This is a genomic window from Salinarimonas ramus (genome assembly GCF_014645695.1).
In the GTDB taxonomy this organism is placed as follows: domain Bacteria; phylum Pseudomonadota; class Alphaproteobacteria; order Rhizobiales; family Beijerinckiaceae; genus Salinarimonas; species Salinarimonas ramus.
The window spans coordinates 435,264-453,014 of record NZ_BMMF01000001.1 but is presented as its reverse complement, the minus strand read 5'-3'; the positions used below and the strand labels follow the sequence as shown (position 1 = coordinate 453,014).

Annotated in this window: 18 protein-coding genes; 14 read left to right on the top strand and 4 right to left on the bottom strand. The window is 70.6% G+C overall.

What is annotated here, in order from left to right:
- Position 1 precedes the first annotated feature (1 nt).
- Genes IEX89_RS02230 through IEX89_RS02215 form a run of 4 tightly spaced genes read left to right on the top strand, consistent with a single transcriptional unit; the run spans position 2 to position 3,527 of the window.
- Positions 2-982: a branched-chain amino acid ABC transporter permease gene (locus IEX89_RS02230; RefSeq protein WP_210317555.1), complete on the top strand. Its 981-nt coding sequence runs from the start codon at positions 2-4 to the stop codon at positions 980-982.
- Positions 969-1,802, top strand: coding sequence for a phosphoenolpyruvate hydrolase family protein (locus IEX89_RS02225; protein WP_188909041.1), 834 nt, complete (start codon positions 969-971; stop codon positions 1,800-1,802). Before IEX89_RS02230 ends, IEX89_RS02225 begins: the two co-directional genes overlap by 14 nt.
- A 55-nt stretch (positions 1,803-1,857) precedes the next feature.
- On the top strand, positions 1,858-2,307 hold the full coding sequence (locus IEX89_RS24305) for an SRPBCC family protein (protein WP_188909039.1): 450 nt from the start codon (positions 1,858-1,860) through the stop codon (positions 2,305-2,307).
- Positions 2,304-3,527: a Tm-1-like ATP-binding domain-containing protein gene (locus IEX89_RS02215; protein ID WP_188909149.1), complete on the top strand. Its 1,224-nt coding sequence runs from the start codon at positions 2,304-2,306 to the stop codon at positions 3,525-3,527. Before IEX89_RS24305 ends, IEX89_RS02215 begins: the two co-directional genes overlap by 4 nt.
- A gap of 402 nt (positions 3,528-3,929) precedes the next feature.
- Here the strand turns inward: IEX89_RS02215 and IEX89_RS02210 are convergent, their stop codons facing one another.
- Positions 3,930-4,115, bottom strand: a complete 186-nt coding sequence (locus IEX89_RS02210) for a hypothetical protein (protein ID WP_188909037.1) — start codon at positions 4,113-4,115, stop codon at positions 3,930-3,932.
- A 493-nt stretch (positions 4,116-4,608) separates the two neighbouring features.
- Here IEX89_RS02210 and IEX89_RS02205 point away from each other — a divergent pair, with 493 nt between their 5' ends.
- From IEX89_RS02205 to IEX89_RS02195, 3 genes are all read left to right on the top strand, one after another.
- Positions 4,609-5,184, top strand: coding sequence for a permease (locus tag IEX89_RS02205; protein WP_210317553.1), 576 nt, complete (start codon positions 4,609-4,611; stop codon positions 5,182-5,184).
- Entirely contained in the window at positions 5,181-5,693 is a 513-nt protein-coding gene (locus tag IEX89_RS02200; RefSeq protein WP_210317552.1) for a hypothetical protein, read from the top strand. The genes IEX89_RS02205 and IEX89_RS02200 overlap by 4 nt, the downstream gene beginning before the upstream one ends.
- A gap of 75 nt (positions 5,694-5,768) precedes the next feature.
- Entirely contained in the window at positions 5,769-6,998 is a 1,230-nt protein-coding gene (locus IEX89_RS02195; RefSeq protein ID WP_188909035.1) for an MFS transporter, read from the top strand.
- Between the two features lie 9 nt (positions 6,999-7,007).
- Here the strand turns inward: IEX89_RS02195 and IEX89_RS02190 are convergent, their stop codons facing one another.
- Positions 7,008-7,826, bottom strand: coding sequence for an alpha/beta fold hydrolase (locus IEX89_RS02190; RefSeq protein ID WP_188909033.1), 819 nt, complete (start codon positions 7,824-7,826; stop codon positions 7,008-7,010).
- A gap of 412 nt (positions 7,827-8,238) precedes the next feature.
- On the opposite strand from IEX89_RS02190, the gene IEX89_RS02185 reads away from it, so the two are divergent.
- From IEX89_RS02185 to IEX89_RS02160, 6 genes are all read left to right on the top strand, one after another.
- Positions 8,239-9,849, top strand: a complete 1,611-nt coding sequence (locus IEX89_RS02185) for an ABC transporter substrate-binding protein (protein ID WP_188909031.1) — start codon at positions 8,239-8,241, stop codon at positions 9,847-9,849.
- A gap of 4 nt (positions 9,850-9,853) precedes the next feature.
- Positions 9,854-10,810, top strand: coding sequence for an ABC transporter permease (locus IEX89_RS02180; protein ID WP_188909030.1), 957 nt, complete (start codon positions 9,854-9,856; stop codon positions 10,808-10,810).
- 3 nt (positions 10,811-10,813) lie between these two features.
- Entirely contained in the window at positions 10,814-11,698 is an 885-nt protein-coding gene (locus IEX89_RS02175; protein WP_188909028.1) for an ABC transporter permease, read from the top strand.
- A gap of 66 nt (positions 11,699-11,764) precedes the next feature.
- Positions 11,765-12,793, top strand: coding sequence for an ABC transporter ATP-binding protein (locus IEX89_RS02170; protein ID WP_188909139.1), 1,029 nt, complete (start codon positions 11,765-11,767; stop codon positions 12,791-12,793).
- A 38-nt stretch (positions 12,794-12,831) separates the two neighbouring features.
- A complete protein-coding gene (locus IEX89_RS02165) occupies positions 12,832-13,836 on the top strand; it encodes an ABC transporter ATP-binding protein (RefSeq protein WP_188909026.1) in 1,005 nt (334 codons plus the stop codon).
- Positions 13,833-15,464 (top strand): amidase, encoded by a 1,632-nt coding sequence (locus IEX89_RS02160; RefSeq protein ID WP_188909024.1) that lies wholly within the window; start codon positions 13,833-13,835, stop codon positions 15,462-15,464. Before IEX89_RS02165 ends, IEX89_RS02160 begins: the two co-directional genes overlap by 4 nt.
- Here the strand turns inward: IEX89_RS02160 and IEX89_RS02155 are convergent.
- Both IEX89_RS02155 and IEX89_RS02150 read right to left on the bottom strand, forming a co-directional pair.
- Positions 15,458-16,429 (bottom strand): LysR family transcriptional regulator, encoded by a 972-nt coding sequence (locus IEX89_RS02155; RefSeq protein ID WP_188909022.1) that lies wholly within the window; start codon positions 16,427-16,429, stop codon positions 15,458-15,460. The genes IEX89_RS02160 and IEX89_RS02155 overlap by 7 nt on opposite strands.
- A 277-nt stretch (positions 16,430-16,706) precedes the next feature.
- A complete protein-coding gene (locus tag IEX89_RS02150; RefSeq protein ID WP_188909020.1) occupies positions 16,707-17,162 on the bottom strand; it encodes an RrF2 family transcriptional regulator in 456 nt (151 codons plus the stop codon).
- Between the two features lie 103 nt (positions 17,163-17,265).
- Here IEX89_RS02150 and IEX89_RS02145 point away from each other — a divergent pair, with 103 nt between their 5' ends.
- Entirely contained in the window at positions 17,266-17,700 is a 435-nt protein-coding gene (locus tag IEX89_RS02145) for a group III truncated hemoglobin (protein ID WP_188909018.1), read from the top strand.
- The last annotated feature ends 51 nt before the right edge of the window (positions 17,701-17,751 follow it).

The following is a 17,751-nucleotide window of genomic DNA, read 5'->3' as shown; positions in this document are numbered from 1 at the left end:
GATGGGCATGCGCTCCCTCCTCCTGGCGCTCGGCGCTCTCGCGCTCCTCGCCCTCGTGCCGTTCTTCCCGCAGGTGGTCTATCCCGTCTTCGCGATGCGGGTGATGTGCCTCGCGCTGTTCGCGTGCGCCTTCAACATCCTGCTGGGGCACACCGGCATCCTCTCCTTCGGGCACGCCGCCTTCTTCGGGAGCGCGGCCTATTTCTGCGGCTACATGCTCAAGGAGCTCGGCCTCTCGCCGGAGATCGGCATCGTCACGGGCGTCGCCGCGGCGAGCCTGCTCGGCGCAATCTTCGGCGCACTCGCCACCCGTCGCTCCGGTATCTACCTCGCCATGATCACGCTGGCGCTCTCCCAGCTCGTCTACTTCCTGTTCCTGCGCCTGCCCTGGACCCATGCCGAGGACGGCATGCAGCAGATCCCGCGCGGCGTGCTCCTCGGTATCCTGGATCTCGACGACGACGTGACGCTCTACTTCGTCGTTCTCGTGCTGACGCTCGCCGGGCTCGCGCTCGTCCATCGCATCGTGAATTCGCCCTTTGGCGAGGTGCTGCGTGCGATCCGCGAGCACGAGCCGCGGGCGATCTCGCTCGGCTATCCGGTGGCGCGCTACAAGATCCTCGCCTTCACCCTCTCCGCCGGGCTCTCCGGGCTCGCGGGGTCCTTGAAGGTGATCGTCTATCAGGTCGCCTCGCTGCGCGACGTGCACTGGAGCATGTCCGGCGACGTGATCCTGATGACGCTGCTCGGCGGCATGAATTCGGTCTTCGGGCCGGTCATCGGCGCGGCCCTGATCTCCTCGCTCTACCACTATTTCGACGCCCTCGGCGGCTGGGTCACCATCATGGTGGGCGCGATCTTCATCGCCTGCGTCCTGACCTTCCGCAGAGGCATCGTCGGCGAACTCGAGGCGGCCCTCGCGACGCGCCGCTCCACCACATCCGCGAACGACGAGAAGGACGGGACGAATGCCACGAATTGAGCGCGCGAAGATCCTGGAGCGCATGAACCGCCTCGTGGCGGACGGCATTCCGATCGTCGGCGGCGGCGCCGGCACCGGCATCTCCGCGAAGAGCGAGGAGGCCGGCGGCATCGATCTGATCATCGTCTACAATTCCGGCCGCTACCGCATGGCCGGCCGCGCCTCGTCCGCGGGCCTGCTCGCCTACGGAAACGCCAACGAGATCGTCAAGGAGATGGCGCTCGAGGTGCTGCCCGTGTGCAAGCACACGCCCGTCATCGCCGGCGTCAACGGCACGGACCCGTTCGTGATCATGCCGGTGTTCCTGCGCGAGCTGAAGGAGCTAGGCTTCTCGGGCGTGCAGAATTTCCCGACCGTCGGCATCATCGACGGGACCTTCCGCGTCAGCCTGGAGGAGACCGGCATCAACTTCGCCTCCGAGGTCGACATGATCCGGCAGGCCCACGAGATCGACCTCCTCACCACGCCCTACGTCTTCGACGCGGACCAGGCGGTGGAGATGGCGAAGGCGGGGGCGGACATCATCGTCCCCCACATGGGCGTGACCACCGGCGGCACCATCGGCGCCACGACCTCCAAGAGCCTCGCCGAGAGCGTGCGGCTCATCGACGAATGGGCGGAAGCGGCCCGCAAGATCCGCAAGGACGTCATCATCATCGCCCATGGCGGGCCGATCGCGACGCCCGAGGACGTCGCCTACGTGCTCGAACACAGCGAGCACTGCAAGGGCTTCTACGGCGCTTCCAGCGTCGAGCGGCTGCCGGTCGAGACGGCGATCAAATCCAACATCGAAGCCTTCAAGGCGCTGAGACGGCAATGAGACGGCCAGGAGACCGCAATGAAGGGGGCGCCGACCCCCGGACAGGGAGGAGAGCATGGCAAAGGTCTACGTGAGCGCGGTCATCGACGCACCGATCGAGGAGGCGTGGGCGGTGCTGCGCGACTTCAACGCCCTTCCGCGATACCACCGCTTCTTCGCGAGGAGCGAGATCGAGGACGGCCTGCCGTCCGACCGGATCGGCTGCGTGCGCAACTTCCACACCCATGACGGCGGGCACATCCGCGAGCGGCTGCTGACCCTCTCCGACCGCGAGCATCGCTGCTGCTACGAGATCATCGAGGCGACGCTGCCGGTGCGGAACTACGTCGCCGAGATGACGCTGAAGCCGATCACCGAAAGCGGCCGGACCTTCGGCGAATGGTGGGCGGAATACGACGTCGCCGAGGCGGACGCGGCCGAGGTGCACCGGACGGTGACCGACACGTTCCGCTTCGCCTTCGAGGGCGCGGAGGACGTGGTCCACGGCCGCGCGGTGCGGCGGTGAGCACAGGGCGCGTCTACGTCGTCGGTACCTTCGACACCAAGGCCGACGAGCTCCTCTACGTCGCGCGCCTCGTCCGCGAGGCCGGCGTCGAGACCGTCACCGTCGACGTCGGCACGACGACGAGCGCGGAGCATGCCGACGTCCCCGGGCACGAGGTCGCGCGCTTCCACCCGGAAGGCCCAGGGCGCGTCCTCGGCGCGCCGGATCGCGGGCAGGCGGTGATCGCCATGTCGAAGGCGCTCGTCGCCTTCGTCGCCTCCCGCGGCGACGTGGCGGGGATGATCGGGCTCGGCGGATCGGGCGGCACGTCGCTGATCGCGCCCGCGCTGCGCGCGCTGCCGCTCGGCCTGCCGAAGCTGATGGTCTCCACCGTCGCCTCGGGGGACACGTCGGGTTATGTCGGGGTGAGCGACGTCACCATGATGTACCCGGTCACCGACATCGCCGGGCTGAACACGGTCTCGCGCCGCATCCTCGCGAATGCGGCGCACGCGATCGCCGGCATGGTCGCGCGCGCGGCGCCGAAGCCGGCGCAGGACGCGCGCCCGGCTTTGGCGCTGTCGATGTTCGGCGTCACGACGAAGGCCGTCCAGCAGCTGCGCACCCGCCTCGAGCGGGACTACGACTGCATCGTCTTCCACGCCAACGGCGCGGGCGGGCGCTCGCTCGAGGCCATCGCCGGGAGCGGCATGGTGGAGGCCGTCCTCGACCTGACGACGACGGAGGTTGCGGATCACCTCATGGGCGGCATCTGCACGGCGGGCCCCGAGCGTTTCGACGTGCTGGCACGCACCGGCATCCCGTGGATCGGCTCGTGCGGCGCCCTCGACATGGTCAATTTCGGGCCGCGCGACACCGTCCCGGAACGCTACGCGGACCGGCTCCTCTTCGTGCACAACGCGAACATCACGCTGATGCGCACGACGCCGGAGGAGAACGTCGCCATGGCGCGCTGGCTCGCGGCCAAGCTCAACGCGTCGCCGGGGCCGGTCGATCTCGTTCTTCCGCTGGGCGGCGTCTCGGCGCTGGACGCGCCGGGCGAAGCCTTCTGGGACCCGGCCGCGGACGAGGCCTTGTTCGAGACGCTGGAGGCCGCGTTCGAGCTAAGCGAGACCCACAAACTCCACCGGGTCGACGCGCACATCAATGATGCGGCGTTCGCGGCTTTCGTCGAGCGGCTCTTGCGAGTCGAGCGCTTCTCCCGCTCGGCCAGTAATTGATCCTGGGCCGGCGCCCTCGCACCAAATTCGGCCCGGTAGCTCGCGTCGAGGCCGAGGTGGAGCGGGTCCTCGCCGTGCGTCTCCGTGACTCGCCCGAACCGGTCCCGCTGGAGCTGCCTGATCGTCAGGCGCATGCGTTCCACCTGGTCCGCTCGGCACCTAGAGCGGCGAGATCGCCCGAAAGCACGTCGACCGCGAGCGCCATTAGCGGCGGCGGGCGTAGTGCACTCGCACGCCCTCGACCCGCACAGAAATACCATTCCGATCCTTGGATCACAGCGACGAGCGCGCATAATCGCCGGCCAGCATGCATGCGCCACCAGTCGCACCCGTCAAGCAGCGCCAAGAGCTGGGCGGTCGCCAGCCGCCGTCCTGCCGGCGGGCCAGGGGAACGTACCCATCTCATTCCGCTTCGAGGACAGGTGTATTCAGATCCCGTCGACGACAGCAGCTTAACCCGCTCGATGCGCTTGGCGCAGAGACGGAGATCACGCCCGAGAACGGGTCTGCGTTCATCTCCACGCGCATCAACGCGGCGAGCCCTCTCGCGCCCTTGTGGAAGCCAACCGGCTTTGTCATCACCATCATCTTCAACGCTCCCGGACGGCCCGTTCACGACTTCGCGCTCGGAGCCGAAATGATCGCCGCGTTCGCCGCGGCGTCCAGACCGCGCCAGATCCTCACCACCGCGCCGTCACCTGCAGCTTGATCGGCGTGGCGCCCCTCCGCCGTGAGGCGCCGCCGCTCAGCGGCGCCTCGGCTTGTTCCGCTCTGGCGGCCTCGGTGCCTTGAGGATCGTACGAAAGCGGGCCGATCGTCTCCCTCGACGCCGCCGGACAGCGTTGTCGGCGGGCTCCGCGAGATCATCACAACTTCTGGTGCTGCAGTCTTGTTGCGAGCGGCCGTTGCTGAAGTCGAGGAGACCCCGCTGCACGTCATGGTGAGGGCCGCGGCGTGACGGGCGGCGACATACCACCCGCATCAGCGACCATCGCGTACGCCAAATGATTGGCAAGCAACTTGCTCAACGGGGATCGACGATCTTTGCCGCCTCTGCGCGGCTTAACTCGGAGCGACGCTCTTGCCCGACGAGACAGCCACCGCGAAACGCAGCGCTGCACGCAAGCGCGGCCCGGACCGCATCACCCTCGTCTTCTGCGCCATCGCGCTGGCGAGCGGCTTCGCCGTGTGGCTGCGCGACGGGCCGGACGTCGTCATGGAGACGCTCCTCGCCTCGCTCTCGCTCCTCGCCTATCTCGCGCCGCAGGTCCTGGCGGGGCTCGTCATCGGCGGCTTCGTGCAGGAGCTCGTTCCCCGCGAGAAGGTGGCGCGCCGGCTCGGGGGCAAATCCGGGCTCGCCGGCCTCGTGCTCGCGGCGGCGCTCGGCCTCGTCACGCCGGGCGGGCCGTTCACGTCCTTCCCGCTCGTCTACGCGCTCTACGTGGCGGGCGCGGACATCGGCGCGCTCGTCGCCTACGTCACCGCGTGGTCCCTGGTCGGCGTGCACCGGGTCCTCGTCTTCGAGCTCCCGTTCCTCGGGCCGGACCTCGCGATCCTGCGCTTCGTCGCGAGCCTGCCGCTGCCGATCGTGGCGGGCCTCCTCGCCCGGTTCGTCGGGCGCCATCCGGTGATCGCGCTGCCGAGGACGCCGTCGTGATCGCGGGCGTCGTCGGCCTCCTCTCGCTCGCCGCGCTCGTGGCGCTCGTCACCGGCCTCAAGCGGCCCTCGAGCGTGGTCCCGGCGGCGCGCTTCGTCGCGAGCCAGGGCTCGGCGCTGGCGCTGCGGCTTCCCGTCGCGCTCGTCGCGGCCGGTTTCCTCGGGCTCCTCGTGCCGCAGTCGCTCGTCGCAGGCAGCCTCGGGGCGGAGACGGGGCTCTCGGGCATCCTCCTCGCCTCCCTCGTCGGGTGCTTCCTCCCCGGCGGACCCACGGTGACCTTCCCGCTGGCGCTGGTGTTCTGGAACGCGGGCGCGGGTGCGCCGCAGATGGTGGCTCTCCTCACGGCCTGGTCCGTCTTCGCGTTCCACAGGCTCATGGCCTTCGAGCTGCCGATCATGGGCTGGCGCTTCACGGCGATCAGGCTGATCGCGTCGGCGGCGCTTCCGACGCTCGCGGGGCTCGCCGCGGGGGCGCTCGTCGCGTTCACGGGCGTCGAGATCGGCCGCTGAGCCGCCGCGCGCGCCGGATGGCACGCACGTTGCGCTGAGGGTGGTGCATCCGCTCCCCCGTTAAGCGAGTCCTCCGTGCTGCAGATCGCCCCACCCGCATCCCGATCGCCGCTTCCCCTGAAGCAGATCGGGCCGATCCTCGCGCTCATCGTCCTCGTCATGGCCGGCAACGGCATGGTCGTGCCGATGATGTCGCTCTACGCGCAGCAATTCGCCGTGAGCGGCACGCTCGTCGGCATGATGATCACGTTGTTCGGCGTCGGGCGGCTGGTCGCGAACCTCCCGGCCGGGATCGCCTCGGAGCGCTTCGGGCGAAAGCCGTTTCTCTGCCTCGGGCCCGCGATCATCGCCGTCGGCGCCGTCGGCGCCGCGCTGGCGGAGAGCTTCGAGCCGCTGCTCGCCTGGCGCTTCGTGCAGGGCGTGGGCTCGGGGGTCTACATGACGGTGTCGGCCACCGTCCTCGTGCAGATTTCGCGGGTCGGTGAGCGGGGGCGGATCATGGCGCTCTACCAGGGCGGACTGCTGTTCGGCGCCGGGATCGGCCCCGGGATCGGCGGGCTTCTCGTCGCGGGCTTCGGCTTCGCCGCGCCGTTCTGGGCGTTCGCGCTCGTCGCCACGGCGGCCTTCCTCGTGGCGCTCCTCGCCTTTCGCGAGCCCGCGCCCCATCCCGAGGAGAGCGCCGTCCCAGCCGCCGGCACCGGCGCGCCCGCACCGAGCCTGCGCGGGCTCCTGACGGAGCCGACGTTCCTCTACCTGAGCCTGATCAATTTCGGGGTCTTCTTCACCCGCACCGCCTCGCAATGGGTGACGATCCCGCTCATCGCGGCGCAGAGCTTCGGCATGCCGGTCGCGGTGATCGGCGGCGCGCTGACGCTGATCGCGACGGCGAACTTCCTGATGCTGCCGATGGTGGGCTCGGTCATCGATCGCGTCGGGTCGCGGGTGGTGACGATCTGGTCGACGGTGGCGACGGCCGTCTCGCTCCTGATGATCGCGTTCGCCGGGCACGTCGCCATCTTCTGGGCGGCCATGGTGCTGATGGGGGTCGCCGGCGCCTTCAGCGGTCCGTCCGTCGCCGCCGCGCTCGCGGATCGGATGCCGCGCGGCCTCCAGGGGCCGGCCATGGGCGTGCAGCGGGTCGTGGGCGACGCGGGCTTCGTCGTCGCGCCCCTCTTCGTCGGCCTGATCTACGACGCGACGCGGCTCGGCAACGAGGGGGCGGTCTGGATCAACGCGATCCTGATGGGCTCTGCCGCGGCCCTGTTCGCCTTCGGGGCGCGGCGCGAGCCGGCTCCGAAGGCGTGAGCGCAGGCCTCAGAAGGCCGGCGAGAGCGGCCGCGGGCCCTCCGGAAACAGCCCGTGGCGCATCAGGAACTCGATCATGAACCGATTGAACAGCCAGGGCTGCTCGATCTGGCAAGCGTGACCGGCTCCGTGCAGGACGCGCAGCTCGCAGCCGGGAACCCGGTCCTGCAGGTCGAAGGCACGCTGGTGCGAATTGTCCTCGCTGCCGGTGAGGACGATCATCGGGCAGGCGATCCGCTCGTGATGATCCTCGGCGTCGGGCTGCGCCAGCGCGTCGAACTGATGGAGGATCGTCGTCACGTCCGCATAGGCGTTTCGTTCCGCGAACAGGTTGGCGAAGTAGTGCGCCATCGGCGTCTGGCGAAAGGCCGGGCTGAAGTCCTGAAAGGTGTAGTCCCAACGGAAGTCGATGCCGTACTTGGTGTACTGCCGGGTGCGCCGAGCGGCGAATTCCTTGCCCGGATTATAGCCCGTGCCGCAGACGACGAGCGCCTTCGTGCGCTCGGGCTTCTGGTGATGCATGTAGGGGACGACGGAGGAGCCGACCGAGCATCCCACCAGGATCGCAGGCTCCTCCCCGGGGAAGGCGTCGTCGATCGCCTCCCAGCAGGCTTGCGCCATGTCGTCCATGGTCAGGCCGCGCTCGGCGGTCGGCGAGCGTCCGTAGCCCGGGATGTCGATGGCGATGCATCGATACCAGGTCGACAGGTGCGCCGTCTGGAAGATCCAGCACGACTGGTCCATGGGATTGGGGTGGACGAAAGCGATGACGGGGCCCGATCGCCCCATGCGCTCGTAGTAGAGCGGTCCGTTCACGTTGCGAGCCATCTGGTTCTCCCCTTGCCGCCGTGCCGGGCTCCGGGGTCGGAGCCCGCGCCGACGGCCGCCCTCGGGCAGCAAGGCACATGCCATGGCGCCCATATCGGCGCGCGTATGGGCGTTCGTCGTGCCGGACCGCGGAAGATCTCGTTTCTGGCATCCAGATGTTCGCCGGGCCGTATATGGCGGGAGGCGAGACGAAAGCCCGATCGCATCGGGGTGTTAAGCGAGCGCTTAACGCTGCAATGGCGCTTTCTGCGCCTGAATGGCTATCGGAGACTTTATTTTGATGATCAGAGTTCCCAGAGCAGCTTCGAACATTCGAAATCCCTCTACGTAAGCGTCTGGCACGACGCTTGCGCCGCACCTCGCGATGCACCGCTGATCCGGGTGGTGCGCCCAACCCGCGGGGAGATCGGACATGGATAGACGCACGTTCCTCAAGGCCGGGGCCTCGGCCGGCGTCCTCGCCGGCATCCGGCCGGCGCCGGCGCGGGCTCAGGGCGAGTCGGTCCTGCGGCTCGCGATGACGCTGAGCGACATTCCTCAGACCACGGGCATGGCGACACAGGGCGCCGAGGGCATCCGCTTCATCACGAACACGATCTACGACGGCCTGCTGCGCTGGGATCTCTCGCAGGGGGAGACCACGGCGGAGATGGTGCCCTCTCTCGCGGAGAGCTACGAGGTCGACGAGAGCGGGACGGTCTGGACCTTCCGCCTGCGCCCGGGCGTCGTCTTCCACGACGGCGCGCCCTTCACCGCCGACGACGTCGTCTGGAACCTCGAGAAGCTCGCCAATCGCGACGCGCCGCAATTCGACCAGGCGCAGGCGAACCAGGCCGGCAACTTCCTCGCCAACATCGCCTCCTACGAGAAGCTCGACGACCTCACGGTCGCGATCACGACGACGACCCCGGATTCGATGTTCTTCTACAAGGTCGACCGGATCGGCATGTCGTCGCGCGCGCATTGGGAGGCCCTCGGCGGCGACTGGGCCGCCTTCGCCGCACAGCCGTCGGGGACCGGTCCGTTCCAGCTCGTCGACCTGGTTCCGCGCGAGCGCGCCGAGCTCGTCAAGAACGCCGCGTACTGGGACCCGAACCGCGTCCCCAAGGTCGACCGGCTCGTCCTCTACGCGATGCCCGATCCCACGACCCGCGTCGCGGCGCTGCTGTCGGGCCAGGTCGACTGGGTGGAGGCGCCGCCGCCCGACACGATCCCTCGCATCGAGCAATCCGGCGCGCAGATCGTGATGAACGTCTACCCCCACGTCTGGCCGTTCTGGCTGAGCTTCGACGAAGGCTCGCCGTTCCTCGACATCGACGTGCGGCGCGCGGCGAACCTCGCCATCGACCGAGAGGGCATCGCGCAGTTCCTCGGCGGCGTCGCGCGTCCCGCCAAGGGTCTCGTCGCGGAAACGAGCCCCTGGTTCGGCAGCCCGACTTTCGACGTCCGCTACGATCCCGAGGAGGCGCGGCGCCTCATGGCGCAGGCGGGCTACGGCCCGGACAATCCGTGCCGCATCAAGCTCCTGACCTCGCAGGCGGGATCGGGGCAGATGCAGCCGATGCCCATGTCCGAGATCTGCCAGGAGAACCTCAACGCCGTGGGCTTCGCCGTGGAGGTCGAGGTCGTCGACTGGGAGGCGCTGCGGGCGCGCCGGCGTGCCCGCGCCGACGGAGCGGAGAACGAGGGCACCTTCGGGCTCAACAATTCCTGGTCCTTCCAGGACCCGGATTTCGGGTTCATGAGCGCCTTCATGAGCAACCGCGCGCCGCCGGACGGCAACAATTGGGGGCTCTATTCCGACGAGAAGGCCGACGAGCTCGGGCGAGCGGCGCAGATGGCGTTCGACCCGGCCGAGCGCGACGCGGCCATCGCACGCCTGCACGAATATCTCGTCGACCAGTCCGTCTGGATCACCGTCGTCCACGACATGAACCCGCGCGCGCTCGCGGCGAACGTCACGGGCTTCGTCGCGCCGCAGAACTGGTACGTCGACCTGACGTCGGTCTCCGTGACGGGGTGATCCGATGCTGCGCTTCGTCCTCCATCGGCTCGCCTACGCGGTGCCGATCATCGTCGGGGTCTCGCTCGTCTGCTTCCTCCTCGTGCACGTGGCACCCGGAGATCCGGCGAGCGCCCTGATCCCCGACGACACCCCGCCGGAGATCGCGGCGCAGATCCGGGCCGCGTACGGGTTCGACCGGCCGTTGCCGATCCAGTATCTGACCTGGCTCGGCAACGTCGCGACCGGCGATCTCGGGCTCGCGCTGTCCACGCGCCGGCCCGTGATCGAGGAGGTCCTGCCCGCGGTGGCCAACACCCTGCGGCTCGCGGCCGGTGCGATCGTCCTCGCGTGCGTCGCGGGCGTGGTGCTCGGCACGCTCGCGGCCTATCGCGCGGGGCGGACCTCCGACAGGGCGATCAGCGCGATCGGCATCTCCGGGATGTCCGTGCCTCAGTACTGGCTCGGCATCGTGCTCGTGATCGTGTTCTCGGTGGAGCTCGGGCTCCTGCCGGCGACCGGCATGGGCCATCCCGATGCCGGCCTCGCCGGGCAGTGGCAGCACATGATCCTGCCGACGATCACGCTCGCCACCGTCCCGGCGGGCGTGATCGCGCGCTCCGTGCGCTCGGCCGTCTCGGAGGTGCTGCAGCAGGAATACGTCCAGGCGCTCGAGGCCAAGGGGCTGCCGGCGGCCTGGATCGTCCTCCACGTGGCGAAGAACGCGGCGCCCGCGCTCCTCGCGATCATGGGTCTGCAATTCGCGAATCTGCTCGGCGGCTCTATCCTCGTCGAGACGATCTTCGCGTGGCCCGGGTCCGGGTACCTGCTCAACTCGGCGATCTTCCTGCGCGACCTGCCCCTCATGCAGGGGACGGTGCTCGTGCTGGCTCTCTTCTTCGTCCTCGCCAACCTCGCGGTCGATCTCCTGCAGATGGCGCTCGATCCGCGCATGAACAGCGCCCGGCGCGGGAGCGGCTGAGCCATGATCCACGACCAGAAGACCCTCGCGGCGGCCTCGCCGATCCGATCCCGCGGCTTCCTCGCGGACATGGGGCGCAGGTTCGCGCACGACCCGATCACCCTCGGCGCGGGCGGCGTGCTCCTCGTCGTCGCGCTCGCGGCGCTCCTCGCTCCCTGGATCGCCCCCGCCGATCCCAACGCCACGAGCATCGTCAATCGGCTGCGCCCGCCGGGGACGCCGGGCCATCCGCTGGGCACCGACGAGCTGGGTCGCGACCTGCTCAGCCGGGTGATCTGGGGCGGGCGCCTGACCCTGTTCATGGGCTTCACGCCCGTCGTCGTGGCGACGCTGATCGGGGGCTTCCTCGGCATCCTCGCCGGCTACGCGGGAGGGTGGGTGAATTCCGCGATCATGCGCGGGATGGACGTGTTCTACGCCTTCCCGTCCGTCCTCCTCGCGGTCGCGATCTCGGGCGCGCTCGGAGGCGGGCTCGTCAACGGGCTCCTCGCGCTCACTCTCGTCTTCATCCCGCCTATCGCGCGCGTCGCGGAGAGCGTGACGCTGCAGGTGCGCACCCAGCCCTACGTCGAGGCTGCGGTGGCGACGGGCGCCTCCGCCACGCGCATCGTCGTCGGGCACGTTCTGAAGAACGTGGCCGGGCCGATCCTGGTCTACGCCTCGAGCCTCATCAGCATCTCCATCGTCATCGCCTCGGGGCTGAGCTTCCTGGGCCTCGGCGTCAGCCCTCCCGACGCTGAATGGGGCCTCATGCTCTCGAGCCTGCGCCAGAGCGTCTACGTCGCGCCCGTCAACGCCGTCATCCCGGGCGCGATGATCTTCCTCACCTCGCTGTGCTTCAACACGATGACGGACGGGTTGCGGCACGCGCTCAACGTGAAGGAGTGACCCGTGCTGCAGAGAGCTCTCCCCTCCCGCAGCCGCACGCCGGCCGAGGAAGCGCTGCTCGCGCCGATGCCCGACGTCGGCGGACCGCGCCAGCCGCTGCTCATCGTCGACGGCCTCGTCAAGCACTTCGCGCTCGAGGATGGCGCCGTGGTGCGCGCCGTCGACGGCGTCGGCTTCCGCGTCGCCAAGGGCGAGACGCTGGGCGTCGTCGGCGAGTCCGGCTGCGGCAAGTCGACCATGGCGCGCCTCCTGATGCAGCTGGCCCGCCAGGATGCCGGCACGCTCGTCTTCGACGGGCTCGAGGTCGGCTCGCGCGGCGGCATGAGCGTGCGCGATCTCCAGCGCTCCGCGCAGATGGTCTTCCAGGACAGCCACGCCTCGCTCAACCCGCGCCTCACCCTCGAGCAGACGATCGCCTTCGGGCCGCGGGCGGCGGGTGCGGGGCGCGCCGTCGCCCGCGAGCTCGCACACGAGACGCTCGGGCTCGTGGGGCTCGCGCCGCTGGTCTTCGCCGGGCGCTACCCGCACGAGCTCTCCGGCGGGCAGCGCCAGCGCGTCAACATCGCCCGCGCGCTCGCCATGTCGCCGCGCCTGCTGATCCTCGACGAATCCGTCTCGGCGCTCGACAAGTCCATCGAGGCGCAGATCCTCAACCTCCTGCAGGACCTGCGCGAGCGCCTGGCGCTGACCTACGTCTTCATCTCCCACGATCTCAACGTCGTGCGCTACGTCAGCGACCGCGTGCTGGTGATGTATCTCGGCAAGGTCGTCGAGATCGGGCCCGTGCGGGACATCTACGACGCGCCGCGTCACCCCTACACGCGGGCGCTGCTCGCCTCGCGGCCGAGCATGGATCCGCGGCGCCGACGCGAGCACGCGCCGCTCTCCGGAGATCCGCCGAGCCCCATCGACCCGCCGAGCGGGTGCCGCTTCCGCACCCGTTGCGCCATCGCCGACGCCGTCTGCGCGCGGATCGAGCCGATGCTCGCGCAGGGGCCGCACGCGGTGGCCTGCCACGCCGCCGATCCCGCCTCCGGTCACCCGCTCGCCGGCGAGGCCGCACCGTTCGCCGCGCATGCTGGAGTCGTCTCGTGAGCGAAATCTCTCCTCCCTTCGATGGCGCACCCCCAGCCATGTCCAAGCCGCTCGTGCAGGTCTCGGACCTGCGCGTCGTCGTGCGCGGCGCCGATGGACCGGTGACGATCCTGCACGGCGTCGACTTCTCCCTCGAGGCCGGCAAGGTGCTGTGCGTGCTCGGCGAATCCGGTTCCGGCAAGAGCATGACCATGCGGGCGCTGATGCGGCTCGTGCCGCGCAGCGCGACGATCTCCGGGCGCGTGCTCATCGACGGTGTCGACGTGCTCGCCCTGCGCGAGCGCGAGCTCGCGCGCATCCGCGGCTCGCTCGTCGCCATGATCTTCCAGGAGCCCGCCACCGCGCTCGATCCCACCTTCACGATCGGCCACCAGATCGCCGAGACCGTGCGGGCGCACGAGGGCGCAAGCTGGGCCGACGCGCGTCGCCGTGCGCTCGACCTGCTCGAGCTCGTGCAGGTGCCCTCCGCCGCGCGGCGGCTGCAGGCCTATCCGCACGAGCTCTCCGGCGGGCTGCGGCAGCGGGCGATGATCGCGCTCGCCCTGTCCTGCCGGCCGAAGGTGCTCATCGCCGACGAGCCGACCACCGCCCTCGACGCGACGGTCCAGATCCAGGTTCTGCTGCTGCTGCGCGAGCTCCAGCGGGAGCTCGGCATGGCGACCTTGTTCGTCACCCACGACGTCGGCGTCGCCTGCGAGATCGCCGACGAGGTCGCCGTCATGTATGCCGGCCGCATCGTCGAGCGCGGCAGCACGGAGGAGGTGCTGGGGCGCGCGGGGCATCCCTATGCCCGCGGCCTGCTGCGCTCCGTGGTGACGTCGGATCTCGTCGGCACGCGGCTCGTCCCGATCGACGGCAGCCCGCCGGAGCTCTCCGCCCTTCCGCCGGGCTGCAGCTTCGCCCCCCGCTGCAACCACGCGATCGAGCGCTGCAGCGCCGCGGTGCCCGAGCTCGCCGCGCTCTCCGCCAGCCATCGCGTGCGCTGCGCGCGCCTCGGCGAGCTCGAGCCGGCCATCCCCCACGCGCAGGAGGTCTCGACATGACGGAGGACGACATCTGCCATCTCGGCATCGCCGAGGCCCGCCGCGCCTTCGCGGACGGCACGCTCGCGCCCGAGGAGCTCGTGGAGGCGACGCTCGCGCGCATCGCGCGGATCGACCCGCTCCTCGACGCCTACATCGCCGTCGACGCGCCGGGTGCGCGCCGCGCCGCGCGCGAGGCGGCGGCAAGGGTGGGGGAAACGCCGCTCGCCGGCATCCCCTTCGCCGTCAAGGACAATTATGCCACGAGGGACCTGCCCACGACCGCGAACGCGCGGCGGCTGCAGGGCATGATCGCCGGCTTCGACGCTGCGGCCGTGGCGCGGCTCCGGGCCGCCGGCGGCGTGCTGACGGGCAAGCTCGCCACCTGGGAATACGGCACCGGGCTCGGCGTCCAGTTCCACGACGCGGCCCGGCCGCATGCCCGCAACCCATGGGCGCCCGACCACTTCCCGGGCGGCTCCTCCACCGGATCCGCCGCCGCCGTCGCCGCCGGGCTCGCCACCTATGCGCTCGGCTCGGACACCGGGGGCTCGATCCGCGTGCCTGCCGCGGCCTGCGGCTTGCACGGGCTCAAGCCCACCTACGGCCTGCTGAGCCGCTACGGCGTCCTGCCCAACAGCTGGTCGCTCGACGTGATCGGGCCCCTGGCGCGCTCTGCGCGCGACTGCGCCATCGTGCTCCAGGCGCTCGCCGGCGTCGATCCGCGCGATCCCGCGACCGTCGATGTCTCGGTCCCGGATTACGAGGCGGCGCTCTCGGAAGGCGTCGCGGGGCTGCGCATCGGGCTCGTCCGGGAGATACCCGGTGCGACGCTCGCGCCGGCCGTCGCCGCCGGTCTCGACGCGCTCGCGGCATCGCTCGCCGAAGAGGGGGCGACGATCGTCGAGGCCGCTCTCCCGGAGCCGCTCGCCCGCTACCGGGAGACGACGACGCTGATCAGCGGGTCCGAACGGGCCTGCGCCCACGAGGCCGATTTCCGTGCCGATCCGGCGGCGATCGGCCGGGAGGTGCGCGAGGCGCTCACGACGGGCGTGACCATCCGCGCCGTCGACTATCTCGCCGCGCTGCGACGCCGCGCCGAGCTCGCGCGCGGGATCGACGCGCTGTTCGAGCGTTGCGACGCACTGATCTTGCCGACGACCTTCGCGACGGCTCCCAGCTATCGCGACCCCGACGCGGTGCGCGCCTTCATGGCGGGCTCGACGACGGCCGTCTTCAGCCTTTCCGGGCATCCCGCGCACGCGCTGCCCACCGGCTTCGACGCCGCAGGGCTGCCGACGAGCGCGCAGGTCGTCGGGCCGTATTTCGGCGAGGCCGTCGTGCTGCGCATCGCGCACGCGGTCGATCTCGCGCTCGCGGACGCGCGGCGTCGTCCCCGGATCGACCTCGGAACGGACCCGCGCACGTATCCGCCGATCACGCTGGAGCCCGAGCCCGTGGCGCCGGGGGACGAGGTTGCGGCAGAGGGCTTCGCGCGCCTCCACGGCCTGCCGCTCGACGCGATCGCGGCCGCGGACTACGCGCGCGGCCTGACGCGCAGCGCCGCCGCGGGGGCCGCCGTCCCGAGGCCCTCGTCGCTGTTCGACGGCGCGATCGCGACCTTCCGCGTGTCGCCGCGCGGTCAATAGACCTGCACCGACGCAAGCGCGGAGGCGGTCCTCCCGGCCCTGAGCCGGCTCGTGTGCTCGCGCAAGGCCTCGCGGCACGCGACCGCGACCGTCGACGGCATTTCGAGGAAGCGATCGCGATCCACCGCGAGCGCGACCTTCTGGACCGGCGGGCGGTCGGGCAGGGGGCTGATCGCCACGAGGTCGAGGCGATCGCGCAGGGATGCGGCGCCGAGCGGCGGCAGCAGGGCCCAGCCGCGACCGGCGCACACGATCTCGAGCGTCGCGGACAGGGACCTGCAGCTCAGCTCTCGCGTCGGGCGCACGCCCTGTCCTGCGAGGTAGCGGGCGATGGAGCCGTGCATGCGCGTATTGTCGGGCGCCCGTACGAGAGGCAGCGTCGCGGCGAGCTCGGCGAGGGAGGCGGCGCTCGCGGCCGGCGGCGCGACGAGGCAGAGGTCCTGGCGGCACAGGAGATGGACATCCACCGTGTCCGCCATGTCCTCGAACAGCTCGGTCGAGACGATGAGGTCGATCTCGCCGCGCAGGAATTCCGGCACGCAGGTCTCGCCGCGGCCGGATTCGACCGAGAGCGCACCCACCGCGTCCGCGAGCGCCGCGTAGAGCGCCGTTATGATCAAGGGCGAGAGGCTCTCCATCACGTAGACGCGCAGGCGGGGGATGGCATGCTCCCGAAAACCGCGCATCTCGGCCAGCGCATCGCGCTCGTCCTCGATGATGGTCTGGGCGAGGTCGAGCAGGCGGCGCCCCGCGGGCAGGAGACGCATTCCCGCGCGGCTGCGCTCGAAGAGCGCGACGCCGAGCTCGCCTTCCAGGCGCGCCACGATCTGCGACACCGCCGGCTTGCTCACGCCGAGTGCAGCCGCTGCCGCGGCGAGGGTCGGCTGGCGGCAGATCGTGACGTATTGGTGAAGCAGGCGCAGATCGAGATTTTTCGTCCCCGCCTGGGCCGAGGTGCTCCCCATCGTCGTGCTCCACGAAGCTGAGGCGTGGAGGTGAAGCAAGTTGCATGCCGTGTCTCGGTGGGTTGCATGCCGCACCGGCGCACTCGAACGCTCGGCAGCAATGCTAGCTCGTGATCGGCTTCCAGCACGCGACCGCGTGGCCCGTCGCGAGCTCCGCGAGCGGGGGCGAGGCAACGCGCGTCCGCGAGGGGGCAGCGCGCCCGGTACCGGCAGCCCGGCGACGATCCGGGCGGGCTCGAGCGAGAAGGGTGAGACACGGACGCGAATGCCGCCGGGCTTACAGCGGGCTCCGGCCCGGCCCCTCGATCCCGAGCCGCGCCCGCATGGCGGGGCGTAGGCCGGCGAGGTCGGCGAGCGTGATCCGGTCGAGCTCGGCAAGGAAGGCCTCGAGCGCCCGCGCCAGCGCGCCGGTCAGCCGGCAGGCGCCGGCGAGCGCGCAGCCGGCGGGGCCCTCGCCGAGGCATTCGACGAGGCTCATGTCCTCCTCGAGCGCGCGCACGACGCCTCCCATCCGCAGGCCGGCCGGGTCGACGGCGAGCCGAAGCCCGCCGGCCCGCCCGCGCACGCCCGCGACGAGTCCCATGCGGATCAGCGTCTGCGCCACCTTGCGCAGGTGGTTCTCCGAGATGCGATGGCGGCGTGCCAGCTCCTCGATCGTGACGATCCGCTCGTCGAGCACCGCGAGCGTCATCAGCACCCGCAGGGCGTAGTCCGTGTGCACGGTCAGCTTCATGCGGCGGCTCCGTTCCTGGCCTACGGGAAAACAGGTATCGACAATACCTGAATCATGGGCGTAGAGGAAAGGGGTATCGCAAGCACCTCTTTCGGAGCGCGCCATGAACGCACATCGCGAGACCGCCACCCGTGCCTGCGTCCGGCTCGTCGAGCCGCGCGCGTCGATCGCGGAGGCGGATGTCGAGCGGCTCGTCCACGCCTTCTATGCGCGGGTGCGGGCGGACCCGGTGCTCGGTCCGATCTTCGCGCCGCGCCTCGCCGGGCGATGGGAGCCGCACCTCGCCAAGATGGTCGACTTCTGGTCGGCGATCGCCTGCGGCACGGCCCGCTACGACGGCAAGCCGCAGGTCGCCCATGCCGGCATGGCGCTCGACGAGGCGGCGTTCGCCCGCTGGCTCGCGCTCTTCGAGGAGACCGCGCGCGAGGTCTGCACGCCGGGCGCGGCGGCCTTTCTCGTCGACCGCGCCGAGCGCATCGCGGGGAGCCTGATGATCGGGCTCGGGGTCGGGCCGAAGGCGCTTTCCCTGCCCGCGTGAAGAATCTCGGGCGTGCGGAGCCTTTCGCCCGATCGTCGAGACGAGTGGCCG